The sequence below is a fragment of the Streptomyces sp. NBC_01294 genome (genome assembly GCF_035917235.1).
Lineage (GTDB): Bacteria > Actinomycetota > Actinomycetes > Streptomycetales > Streptomycetaceae > Streptomyces > Streptomyces caledonius.
Window position 1 is genome coordinate 3674239 of record NZ_CP108423.1, and the last position, 11975, is coordinate 3686213.

General features: G+C 65.4%; 9 protein-coding genes. 4 read left to right on the plus strand and 5 right to left on the minus strand.

The genetic code is table 11. The features are described from left to right. Nucleotides 1-6: 6 nt before the first annotated feature. Nucleotides 7-1338: a DNA methyltransferase gene (locus tag OG534_RS16470; protein WP_326588812.1), complete on the minus strand. Its 1332-nt coding sequence runs from the start codon at nucleotides 1336-1338 to the stop codon at nucleotides 7-9. Nucleotides 1339-1399: 61 nt separating this feature from the next. Further along, nucleotides 1400-2698, minus strand: a complete 1299-nt coding sequence (locus OG534_RS16475) for a serine/threonine-protein kinase (protein WP_326593664.1) — start codon at nucleotides 2696-2698, stop codon at nucleotides 1400-1402. A gap of 390 nt (nucleotides 2699-3088) precedes the next feature. On the opposite strand from OG534_RS16475, the gene OG534_RS16480 reads away from it, so the two are divergent. Further along, a complete protein-coding gene (locus tag OG534_RS16480; protein WP_326588813.1) occupies nucleotides 3089-3661 on the plus strand; it encodes a hypothetical protein in 573 nt (190 codons plus the stop codon). A 139-nt stretch (nucleotides 3662-3800) separates the two neighbouring features. Here OG534_RS16480 and OG534_RS16485 read toward each other — a convergent pair whose 3' ends face one another. Beyond that, complete coding sequence (locus OG534_RS16485; RefSeq protein WP_326588814.1) at nucleotides 3801-4283, minus strand: NUDIX hydrolase; 483 nt, start codon at nucleotides 4281-4283, stop codon at nucleotides 3801-3803. Nucleotides 4284-4293: 10 nt separating this feature from the next. Next, nucleotides 4294-5517, minus strand: coding sequence for a helix-turn-helix domain-containing protein (locus tag OG534_RS16490; RefSeq protein WP_326588815.1), 1224 nt, complete (start codon nucleotides 5515-5517; stop codon nucleotides 4294-4296). A 475-nt stretch (nucleotides 5518-5992) separates the two neighbouring features. Between OG534_RS16490 and OG534_RS16495 the strand changes: the two genes are divergently transcribed. From OG534_RS16495 to OG534_RS16505, 3 genes are read left to right on the plus strand one after another with little or no spacing between them, the layout of a single operon-like run. After that, nucleotides 5993-7339 carry a hypothetical protein gene (locus OG534_RS16495; RefSeq protein ID WP_326588816.1) on the plus strand — a complete coding sequence of 449 codons (1347 nt, stop codon included), beginning with the start codon at nucleotides 5993-5995 and terminating at the stop codon, nucleotides 7337-7339. 42 nt (nucleotides 7340-7381) lie between these two features. Next, entirely contained in the window at nucleotides 7382-8098 is a 717-nt protein-coding gene (locus OG534_RS16500; RefSeq protein WP_326588817.1) for a class I SAM-dependent methyltransferase, read from the plus strand. After that, nucleotides 8095-9021: a glycosyltransferase family 2 protein gene (locus OG534_RS16505; protein WP_326588818.1), complete on the plus strand. Its 927-nt coding sequence runs from the start codon at nucleotides 8095-8097 to the stop codon at nucleotides 9019-9021. The genes OG534_RS16500 and OG534_RS16505 overlap by 4 nt, the downstream gene beginning before the upstream one ends. A 100-nt stretch (nucleotides 9022-9121) precedes the next feature. Here the strand turns inward: OG534_RS16505 and OG534_RS16510 are convergent, their stop codons facing one another. Continuing rightward, a complete protein-coding gene (locus OG534_RS16510; RefSeq protein ID WP_326588819.1) occupies nucleotides 9122-11755 on the minus strand; it encodes a valine--tRNA ligase in 2634 nt (877 codons plus the stop codon). Between the last annotated feature and the right edge of the window lie 220 nt (nucleotides 11756-11975).

Consider the following 11975-nt stretch of genomic DNA (forward strand, 5'->3'; position numbering starts at 1 on the left):
CACAGCCTACTGGCGCCGCAGCAGAATGAGACGCTCCGAAAGCTCTACGTCATGTCGTGTTTGATTGCTGGCCCAGCGCTGTCCACGCCGACGAAGCACAACATCCTTCTCCATGGAGAATCCGACGTGCTCGGCAATCTGACCAATGAGGCCTGGCGTATCTACGTAGACACCGTATGGAGCGCTGTCTCCGACGAGCCACACCGCAGATGCTCCGGGAAGCATGGACTTCGCCAGATTCTCCAGAATCTGGGCCATGGCAGCAAAGTAGTCTGGGATGACACGGTCGTACTCTTTGCCCCGGCTCCGTTCATTGCGCTGCGCCTCCAACTGCGCGGTCAATTCCTCGACAGCGGTTCCTGCATTCCCGAAGCGCGCCAGTTTTGAGGACGCTTCACGTGCAGCAGCCACGCTGCTCTGTTGCGTCGTGGCAGTAATCATCCCCGAGCGCACCGTCGAACACATCTGGGCCCAACTGGTGACTTCGCCCCAGAAGTAGAGTTCCAGTCGTGTCGCGTCGGCGTAGTCGAAGTTATTCAGATATGGAGGCGACGCCACGCAACCATGTGCTCCCTCTATGCTTCCCCACGCCTCTGGGTCACGAGAATCGCCATGGGTCACAGACGCGTACATACCCGATCCACTCGCCCCGACATTTTGAAGATCTTCTGCCATCCACGTCGCTCGTTGGACGAACCGACCGAGGGGGTCAGTAAACCTCGGCCGCCGCTGAGTCCCTGGCCTTTGGTAGGGCCATCCGACACGGGCAGAAGCCACATCTCTCAGAGTCCCCAGCAGCGCCCATTTGGCATACACTCCCCATTCGTCGGCTTGGCCGGCACGGATGAGATCCCGCAGCGAGATGAGGCGCGCGAGGACGTGAGGTTGAAAGCAACGCTGTGTCAGATCTGCTTCGGTCTCAAGCCCAGCCGCGGCCGAGGGAGCCAACTGCTCGGCTGCCTTGGCCAGTTCTCCTGCCATCACTGCAAACGATTCTGGACTGCTCGGGGGAGCCTGCAGCTTCAGGTTTGCCAACTCCGCGATGAGCGGATGAGTCTCGATCCCGGAAAAGGAGTGCCCAGCGCGGCGCGCGGCTGTTCCTGTCACCGCTGATCCCGCGAAGGGGTCCACGATGAGACTGCCTGAAGACAGGCTCAGGGTCTCCAGCAGGGTGGATACGTAGTCGGAGGCGAAGCCGGCCGGGTAGCGGAACCACCGGTCAAAGGCCTTGCTGTTGCTGGTGCCATGGCTGCGTCCACGGCCGGAACCAGGTTCTGTTGGCAGGAGGCCGCCAGCATGCAGCGGACCGTCGGGCACGAGGGAGTCTTGGATCAGCACCCACCCATTGCACCACGGTGTTGGGGTCCACCGCCACGGTGGTGGGCAGAAAGCTTGGTCCCTAGCCGAAGAAGGCGTGCAGCACAGGACTCTGCGGTCGCCAACCACCCTCCCTGTAGTAGGTACGAACCACGTCACCACAGCGCCCTAGGGCGCGGATCATGGCTTTGACGCTCGGGGCGTCCAATTCATCCAGCCATTCCTGGGTCCGGGTCCGTTGCTCGGAGTATCGCCAGTAGGCGTCAGCTGCGAAGAAATCGCCAGCCATGTCCTGGGCAAGACCTAGCTGCCCCGTCTCCACGAGCGCACGAATTACGGTGTGGACGAAGCCTAGAGGAGTCCCCACGTACTGCTGATCACGGTCTTCCCATGGACTATCAACCAGATGGTGAGCCATACGCGATCCAAGGGTGGCTGCGCGCTGTGGTGATTCGGCAACCCATCTGCGCAGGGTGAGGGAGGGCACACGCGCAAGCTGATCGAAGAAGAGCGAAGCGTCGTGGCCGTAGGCCTCGGCTAGAGCCACGAGGTCTTCCAGGCTGCCCACGGTTCCGCGCAGGAGTCCATTTACCAGACGCCGGGCGCGCTGAGCAGGTGGTTCATCGCGCTCAGTCAAGATGGCGTTCAGCTGACGCCGCAGGTCATCCATGCTGGACAGTCGTGCGATAACTTCCTCTTGAGTGCACTCCAGCACAAACTGGCGCCAGTGCAGCACGTCACCATCGGGCAACAGCGGGCGGCCCGTCTGCGGCATCTTGCCCGTGAGGAACCAAGCAGCCACCCGTCCGAGGCTGTAGACGTCGACTGCGGCTGTGGCCTTACGTGGATCGTCGTTGAGCTCAGGGGCATCAAATCCCGGTGTCCCCATCTGCTGGCCGGTCTTTGTGAGGGGGGACTTTCCTACTGGCAGCGGACGTCGAACCATCCCCCAATCCGCCACCACCCATCGCAGTCCGCCCGTGCTCTCACCGGGTAGCGCCAGGATGTTGAGGGGAGAGATATCCCGATGAATCAGGTTCTGCCGGTGGGCGACCTTGAGTGCGTCGGCAAGATTCAACAGGATAGAGATCAAAGACTCCTCATCCAGCCCGGGCCTCAGTGCCTTCATGGTTCCGTCTGCAACCGGCATCGTGTACCAGAGAAATCCCGGATCATGATCACGAATCGGCATGATGTTGGGGTGGGCGAGAATCTTCTGGGCCTCGATCTCCATCCGAATGCGCGCCTGTGCTTCTGGTCCCTTGCGCGCAAGCTTCAGGGCGACCTCTGCACCGGTTTCGCGGTGCACCGCGCGGTAGACCTCGGCATATGCCCCCTCGCCCAGGGTGCTGTCTGCGATGTGGTACCGATCCTGCGGCATCACGCTTCTCTCGTTTCCCCCCACAGGTACAGCTTACGACCGCCTGGAGAGACCGGGCCCAGTCCCCTACGCCAAGCTGCCCCCAAGGGTCGACGGCACCTGAGGTTAAGGACCAAGGTGAACTCCCCGCTGGAGAGAGTTGAGCCATGGGACATGCGGCACCGGGGCACCAACCGGATGCGCTCAGAGGCCGTTGACACCCGCCCCTTTGCTGCGCGCAACAGCGGAGACGGTGAGGGAGCCAGGGCAGGGCGGTCAGACGCGTTCAATGAGGCTGACCGCTTGACCGACGCGACCGCTGACCTGCGGCCGACTTAGCGCCCTGCACGAGCTCGTTCGAGTCCGTAGAAAGCACGTGCAGGAACCTGCATGGCCAGGCATGATGCCACCATGAACTCGGCGTTGCTCGCGATCACCACTGGAGTCACTGGCACCCTGCTGGGGAGCCTGGCCGCTTACTTCGGCCCGCTCCATCTCCAGCGTCGCAAGGAGCGCACTGAGCAGACACAGGCAAGCGCGACCTTCGCAGCGGAGGCCATCAGTAAGCTCGCGGAGATTCGGGTCACGACGGCAATGTGGCTAGAGACACTACGGACGACCGTCCAGGATCTCGAAGTTGGCCATTTCATTGATCTTGAGAAGTTTACGGAAAAGGCGGCAGCGCACAACCTACTGACCCGAACCGCAACATCCGGGATCATCAGCCAACGGGTCTACCTCCAGTCCAGGCAGCCGAGCAGCAGCCCCTACCAAGGGTTCCTGTCGGCGATGCGGGAGGTTGAATCGAGCCTGCGAGCCGACATTGCTGCCCAGAGCCCTTCCGGAACCCAGCCACTCGACTCGCAGAGGGTCACCAGTCTGAACCTGCAGCTAGAGCTGGCGGAAGAGTCCCGGACGGCGATACTCGATGCGGTCACACAACTCCTCGAACAGCGAGACAACATGGCCTTCGATCGTCTCTGAACGCGCGCCAGGGTCAGCCTACGCACCTGTGATCCCGCCACCAAGGCCTCTGCTACTGGACATTCGTGCTGGTGGCGGTTGGCGGCAGGTTCACGGCATTCCCTTGGGCCAGTAACGGGGCGCCGAAGCGCGGGCGTGGTCAGGCCCCTGTTTCCGGCGACTGCCCGTGTTCCAGGTAGGCAGTTAGGCCGTTCCTTCGGGCCTGGATGCCTGCGGCGATTCGGCGCGCGAGGCGGGGGATGGTGAGGTCTGGCACCTGTTCGGCGCCGTGGAAGTCGTAGCCACGGAGCTCGTCCGCTTGCAGCGCGATCTGCTGGCGGTGATCTACGCTTAGGCGGCCGCCATCGAAAAGGTAGAGGACCTTGTCCCCCTCTCCTGGGTTCGGCGCCCAGTCGACGACGAGGAGGCGGCCGATGTGCGGCTCGATGCCCAATTCCTCCTGGACCTCACGCACACAGGCTTGTCGAGGCGACTCACCTTCCTCGACGTAGCCTCCGGGAATATCTCGATAGTCCTTGTACGACGGCTCGACGAGCAGTACTCGATCAGCTTCGTCGAAGAAGAGAGCGCCAGCCGCCATGCGGGGGTGGGCCATCTTCGCTTCATGCTCGTTCTCGCTCACGGATTCGACTCTAGCCTCCCGCCACGATGTGGAGCCTTCGGGCCAGGTCCGCCACGGGATGGGACGGCCGGCCTCTGGTGCCGCGTATCCAGCCGATGACCAGCTCTCGACTCATGTAGTGGTGGCGGACCTGCTCGGGGGCGGCTTGTTCGGCTTCCAGCAGGACAGCCAGGGCTTCGTCGGTCCGGTTCCAGGCACTCAGCGCCCTGGCGACTTCGAGGCTGTGCCGCACACGCCGTTCCACTGGCATACCGCTGGTGTCGATGCGCGCTCCGAGGTCCGCAGCAATCTGAATGTCACCGAGTTCGCCGGCGGTGGCTACGCAGTGGATCGCCACGTTCGTGGGACCGAAGGCTGTCCACATGTGATTGGCATCGGCGCCGAGTCGCTGCGCGGTCTCGTCGGCCTCTCGGAGGAAAGTCTGCGTAGCTGCCCGGTCCTCTGCTCGTGCAGCGGCCATCGCGCCGGTGAGGAACAACGTGCCGTACACCGAGAGGTACTCGTCGTCTGCAGTGCCCAGTTCCGGCTGCATGACGGCTGCCGCGTCGTTCACGAGCTGGACGGCTGCCGTGAAACGGCCGGTGGCCAGGAGGCAGTGCGTGACCGCGCGGAAGAGCGAACCTGTGACCTCGCTTCGACCGCTGTGCTGCGCGGCTGCCAGACCGCGGTCAGCTGCGATCCATGCCAGCTCGGACTCACCAACCTTGCCCAGCACCATGGCTGCGCCGTGGTAGGCCAGGGCGAGTAGCGCATGGGATTCCTCCCTCTCATGCCCCGAGTAAGCGCGAGATGCGGCGAGGGCGTCTGTCAGGAGGAAGGGAAGACGTCGAGTGGCGAATCCGTAGCGGGACGCCTGATAGGCGTCGAGGACCTCGCTCACGTTGGAACGAAGGTCCTGTAGGGCAGGTGGCTCGTCATCGGGTGCAGACCCCAGCAGGGGCGTGAGCTGCTTGTAGTCCATGAGCGCTTCGCGCATCGCTGGGACTGTGCGGTGGCCGCTGTCGGCCGACCACTCCATGAGCGTCGGCTCGGCGAGCAGGTCTCCAAGGGAGACATCGAGGGCTTCGGCGAGTGAGGTGATCACCGAGAGGCGATCAAGCTCGATCCGATTGTTCTCCGCCTTGCTCAGCCAGTCCGTGGTGCGGCCGACAAGGCCGGCCAGTACCTCTTGGGAGAGGCCGCGCCGCCGCCGGTACCAGGCGACGCGCTCGCCGATGGTCAGATTCTCTGTCATCCCTCGCATGTCCTGATCATCACCTCGTGGCCGAAGTGGACCCCGGAAGGATTTTCCGGGGTGTCGTGGGGCGCCCTGGCTACTGTCGCAACAGACCGAGAAGGCCGCCGGGAGATGCAAGCAACTCGACTTGCAACAACCGGCTTTGGCCAATGACGCCCGCCCGCCGCACCCGCGAGAGGCCACCTCATCAGTGAGGTCGGAGGAGGGCATGCCCAACGTCGATCGGTGCATGCGGCAGGCAGTTCAGCAAGAGGCGATCACCACTGCGGCGATCGACGTCCGGTCTGCTTCGGAACGGCTCCGAAGAGTGACAGCACGAGTGGGAGTAACGCGGATGAAAACCGACTCTCGAACGTCTCGGACAACAACGGTCTCGGTCCCCAGGCCACCGACCCTCCGCTGTGTCGAGGATCCGCTGGGGCGGGCTCCTGCTCGCGATGTCCGCCCTGCTGCTCGTCGGCGCAACCTCGTCGTGGTCGGCTTCGACGAAATCGTCGCCAACAAGTACCTGCCCTGCATCAGAGACGCTGTCGAGGCCGGCTACATCGACTCATACTCCGTCATCGACCTGGACTCGGAGAGGTCGACGATCGAGGAGCGCATACAGGGAGTCGACCTGAAGCCTCGGGAGGTCATCTACCTTCCGGACTCGGGCCGCGGCCCGACCGTGCAGCGGGATCAGCCGGAGCTGATCGGAGCCGCCCTCAGGCAGCTCCGTCTGCCCGACCTGCCGATGAAGGTGTACATCGCGACCGAGGTGCGGGCGCACGAAGCCTATCTGCGCTACTGCGTCGAGAACGGCATCGATTCGCTGGTGGAGAAGCCGGTCCTGGCTCCGCTGGTGGACGGCCAGTTCGCGCCGTCCCGGATCACCGAGGTGATGCAGGAACTCATCGCTCAGGCCGGCCGTACCGGCGCCAAGCACTCCGTGATGACGCTGAGCCGGTATCACCGCATCTACAACGGGGAGTTACTCCGCTCGCTCGAAGAGCGGGTGCGGGACTGGCAGGCCCCCGTCACCTCCTTCCACCTGCGAGCCGCTGGCGGCGTGTGGAACCTCCAGCACGAGTACGAGTCGCGGGACGATCACCCCTACCGGTACGGCTACGGGATGGTGATGCACGGCGCCTACCACTACATCGATCTCGCCGTGCAGTGCCTGTCCCTCAACAAGCTCGTGTTTCCCGACCGCCGCTTCAGGCTCGAAGTCAGCTCGTTCGGTGCCTTCCCGACCGACCAGCACCTCCGGATCCCGAATCCGGCCGCCAGCCGGTTCGAGGACGGCCACTCGCGCTGGCCGGACGCCGCGAGCCTGGCGCATTCCTTCGGCGAGACGGACATCACCGCCACGTTCCGCCTGGTCGACGTCGCGTCGGATCGGACACTGACCGTCGGAACGTTGTCCTTCGAGCAGACGACGCCGTCCATCCGCAGCTGGCAGGACCTCCCGGATGACGTCTACAACAAGAACGGGCGCACCTCCAGCGTCGACCTCGAAGCCCAGCTGTCGACCCTCTACTCCGCACACGTCCACTGCTACGACGTGCCCCGCGGGCAGAACGCAGACAAGATCGACGCCTTCGCTCGGCTGACCACGAGGGCGAACGCCTCCTTGCTGCCGGAGGAGCGGTACACGTCGGTCAAGATGTTCGACGGGTTGTTCCACAGCGACAGCAACAGGCAGCTCATGGAGAACTGGCTGCGGGGGACCGAGAACAGGAGCTCGCTCTCCGCGCACCTGCTGCCGATGAAGGTCACCGAGGCGTTGGCGTCCTCTCTCCGCACGCCCGGCCGGGCCGTCGAGATCGCCGAGTTCTAGGTGCCTGTCCTCGCTCGTCCCTCCAGCCCCAGGTGGTGCCCCTTGCCTGTACAGCACTCGAAGGCGTCCCTTCACGCCTTCTACGCAGACGCGTTACGGAACGGCCGGAGCACCGGCGAGAAGCTACGCGCACCCGTTCCGGCGCGATTCCTCACCCTGCTGGGTTCCCTCCCCGCCGACACTCCGCGTCGCGCTCTGGACCTCGGATACGGCGCCGGGGCGTACACCATCGCCCTGGCCGAGGCGGGGTTCACCGTTGTTGCGGTGGACCAGGCCCCGGCCGAGCCGCTGCTTCAGCGGCTCTCGGAGTACGAGGACGTGGCGGAGCGGGTCACGGTGGTGGAATCCCTCATCGAGCAGTACGCCGTCCAGGAGGACTTCGGCGCGCTCGTCGCCAAGGACGTTCTCCACTACCTGTCACAGCCCGACGTCGAAGCTCTGCTCACCCAGGCTGTGCAGAGTTCCCGCTCGGTCAACCTGCACTATCTGGAGGTCTTCACCGAGATCTTCCGGATAGACGCCCACGGCGTTCAGATCCACATCGAGGGCGAGGCCCGGTACACGCGGGAGTCATTCAGCCGCGCGCTGGAGCGGATCTACGAGGGCTGGGACGTCACCGTGAGCTGGGACGACCACACCGAGCAGGACACGCGCTCACGGCGCACCTACTTCAAAGCGGCTCGCGCGACCGTCATAGCGGCGCGCAGGTGCCCGGCTCCAGTCGGCACCGCGGCCATGAGCGGAAGGGAGACAGCGTGACCATCGCGGATTCTGGAGGCATCAGCTTCGTTGTCCCCTGCCACAACGCGGGCGACTATCTCATCGAGGCCGTGAAGTCCGTCGTCGAGCAGCCGCTTCGGCGTCCGCACGAGGTAGTGATCGTGGACGACGGGTCGGATGACGACACGACCCTCAAGGCCATCGACACCTGCGCCGATCTGCCCGGCGTACGCGTCGTCCGGCTCGAACAGCGCCAAGGGCACCACGTGGCCAGGAACGCCGGTGTGGCAGCCGCGCGGATGGAGTACGTGATGCAGGTGGACGCCGACGACCGGCTGGCCACCGACCCGCACCTCCTCACGGAAGGGTCCTACCCGGACAGGGCGGTGGAGACCCTCGAGTCCGATGCCGATACGGCCTTCGTGCACACGATGTCGTGGATGATCGGTGCCTTCGAGGGGTTCACCATCTCCTCGTACCCGTGCCGCGAGGATCTGGTGGCGCGCAAGCACCACGTTCCGACGTCGATAGTCTGCCGGCGGGCAGACGCTCTCGAATGCGGGCTGTACGACCCGAAGGTGCTCAAGTGGGGGGACTGGGCTTTCGCGGTCAACCTGCTGGCCAGCCGGTACAGGCGAGGGGCAGGCAACAACATCCACTGCGTCGCCGGTCCCTTCTACGAGTACCGAGTGCACTCTCGGTGCGATCGAGTGTCCGATGCGGAGATCTCGGAGCTCGACATGACTCTCCTCGTCGTCGAGAAGAACCTGGACTTTTTCCAGGACCGACTGGACCGGAGAGACGGGGCTGCCGAGATCGCCCTCGACCTGCTGGGTCAGAAGCCGACGCGCCTCGACGACCTCCTGCACATGGCGAAGTTCGATCTCCACCAGGCCCAGATCGTCGCCGAGCAACGCGAGTTCTCTCTGTCGAGCCCGTACGAGACGCTGCGCATTCCGTAGGCCTCACCGCCGAGAGCCCGAGTCAGAGGGTGTCCGAGGCCGAAGAACCCGAAGGGGGCCCAGACCACGTGGTCTGGGCCCCCTCGGCGTGTTCCGACGCCTACTGCGGCGGCAGCTTGTCCAGCTGGGCCTGGAGCCGGGCGATGTCCGACTCGGCCTTGGCGAGCCGGCCCTTGATCTTGTCCACGACGTTGTCGGGGGCCTTGGCAATGAACGCCTCGTTCCCGAGCTTGGCCTCCGCCTGCTGCTTCTCCTTCTCGGCGGCGGCCAGGTCCTTGCTCAGCCGCTTGCGCTCGGCCGCCACGTCGATGGTGCCCGACAGGTCCAGCGAGACCGTGGCGCCGGCCACCGGCAGGGAGGCAGTGGCGGCGAAGCCCTCGCCCTCCGGCTGGAGACGCAGCACCTGGCGGATGGCCGCCTCGTGCGGGGCCAGCGCCGTGCCGTCGAGCTCCAGGCGGGCCGGGACCTTCTGGCCCGGCTGCAGGCCCTGGTCCGAGCGGAACCGACGGACCTCCGTGACGACCTGCTGGACCAGCTCGATCTCCTGCTCCGCGGCCTCGTCGCGGAACCCGGAGTCCTTCGGCCACTCGGCGATGACGACCGACTCGCCGCCCGTGAGCGTGGTCCACAGGGTGTCGGTGACGAACGGGACGATCGGGTGGAGCAGCCGCAGGGTGACGTCGAGGACTTCGCCCAGGACGCGTGCCGAGACCTTGGCCTGGTCGCCCTCCTCGAAGAACGTCGTCTTCGACAGCTCGACGTACCAGTCGAAGACCTCGTCCCACGCGAAGTGGTACAGGGCGTCCGCGAGCTTGGCGAACTGGTAGTCCTCGTAGTACGCATCCGCCTCGGCGACGACCTTGTTCAGCCGCGACAGGATCCAACGGTCGGTCGCCGACAGCTGCTCGACCGGCGGCAGGTCGCCCTCGACCGTGGCGCCATTCATGAGCGCGAAGCGCGTCGCGTTCCAGATCTTGTTGGCGAAGTTCCGGGACGCCTGGACCCAGTCCTCGCCGATCGGCACGTCGACGCCCGGGTTGGCGCCCTTGGCCAGGGTGAAGCGCAGGGCGTCGGAGCCGTACTTGTCCATCCAGTCCAGCGGGTTGACCGTGTTCCCGAACGACTTCGACATCTTCTTGCCGAACTCGTCGCGGACCATGCCGTGGAACGCGATCGTGCGGAACGGAGGCTGGCCGTCCATCGCGTACAGGCCGAACATCATCATCCGGGCGACCCAGAAGAACATCAGGTCGTAGCCGGTGACCAGGACGGAGTTCGGGTAGAACTTCTCCAGGTCAGGCGTCTGCTCGGGCCAGCCGAGCGTGGAGAACGGCCACAGGCCGGACGAGAACCACGTGTCGAGGACGTCGGTGTCCTGCGTCCAGCCTTCGCCGGTCGGCGGCTCGTCGTCGGGGCCGACGCAGACCAGTTCGCCGTTCGGGCCGTGCCAGACCGGGATGCGGTGGCCCCACCACAGCTGGCGCGAGATGCACCAGTCGTTGAGGTTGTCGACCCAGTCGAAGTACCGCTGCGACATGTCGGCGGGGTGGATGTCGACCCGGCCGTCGCGGACCGCGTCGCCGGCGGCCTTGGCGAGGGTCTCGACCTTGACCCACCACTGCAGGGACAGGCGGGGTTCTAGCGTCGTCTTGCAGCGTGAGCAGTGGCCGACGGAGTGGACGTAGGGGCGCTTCTCGGCGACGATCCGGCCCTCGGCGCGCAGGGCGGCGACGATCGCGGAGCGCGCCTCGAAGCGGTCCAGGCCCTGGAAGGGGCCGTGGACGGTGATGATGCCGCGTTCGTCGAGGACCTCGATGGATTCGAGGCCGTGGCGCTGGCCGATGGCGAAGTCGTTCGGGTCGTGCGCCGGGGTCACCTTGACGGCACCGGTGCCGAACTCCGGGTCGACGTGCGTGTCGGCGACGACCGGAATGCTCCGGTCGGTCAGCGGCAGCTTGATCTGCTTCCCGATCAGGCGGGCATAGCGCTCGTCGTCGGGGTGGACGGCGACGGCGGTGTCGCCGAGCATCGTCTCCGCGCGGGTGGTGGCGACGACGATGGTGTCCTCGCCCTCGCCGTACTTCATGGAGACGAGCTCGCCGTCGTCGTCCTGGTAGTCGACCTCGATGTCGGAGATGGCCGTCAGACAGCGGGGGCACCAGTTGATGATGCGCTCAGCGCGGTAGATCAGCCCGTCGTCGAACATCTTCTTGAAGACGGTCTGGACGGCCCGGGACAGGCCCTCGTCCATGGTGAAGCGGTCCCGGCTCCACGCCAGTCCCTCGCCGAGGCGCTGCATCTGGCCGGCGATCTGCCCGCCGGATTCGGCCTTCCACTCCCACACGCGCTCGACGAAGGCTTCGCGGCCCAAGTCGTGTCGGGACTTGCCCTCCTTGGCGAGCTCGCGCTCGACGACGTTCTGAGTGGCGATGCCGGCGTGGTCCATGCCGGGCTGCCACAGCGTCTCGTACCCCTGCATGCGCTTGCGGCGGGTGAGGGCGTCGATCAGCGTGTGCTCGAAGGCGTGGCCCAGGTGAAGCGAGCCGGTGACGTTCGGCGGCGGGATGACGATCGTGTACGCCGGCTTCTCGCTCTTCGCGTCAGCCTCGAAGTACCCGCGCTCTACCCAACGCTCGTACAGCGCCCCCTCTACCTCGGCCGGCGCGTACTGGGTCGGCAGCTCATGGGTAGGCGTCGGCCCGCTATCGGGGCTCTGTGGAGTGTTGTCGGTCACGACGGCCATTCTAGGCCCGTAGCACCTCTACCCTCGCCTGAGTTTCCCCGGGCGAGCGGGCTGTCGCCGGGACACAAAGGTGGCCGCACGGATGAGATTCAAGTGTGACCAAGAACACGCCCGTGCGGCCGGGTTCATCGTACCCCGCCCGACCGATGGTCTCGTACGGGGAGACGGCCCCACCTCATGGCTAGGCATCGGCCCGCGATCTGTCGTGCGC

Bases quoted from the DNA above. Each gene is read 5' to 3' on its own strand.
- OG534_RS16480 (WP_326588813.1), top strand. From the start codon at position 3,089: ATGAACTCGGCGTTGCTCGCGATCACCACTGGAGTCACTGGCACCCTG.
- OG534_RS16475 (WP_326593664.1), bottom strand. From the start codon at position 2,698: ATGCCGCAGGATCGGTACCACATCGCAGACAGCACCCTGGGCGAGGGG.
- OG534_RS16490 (WP_326588815.1), bottom strand. From the start codon at position 5,517: ATGACAGAGAATCTGACCATCGGCGAGCGCGTCGCCTGGTACCGGCGG.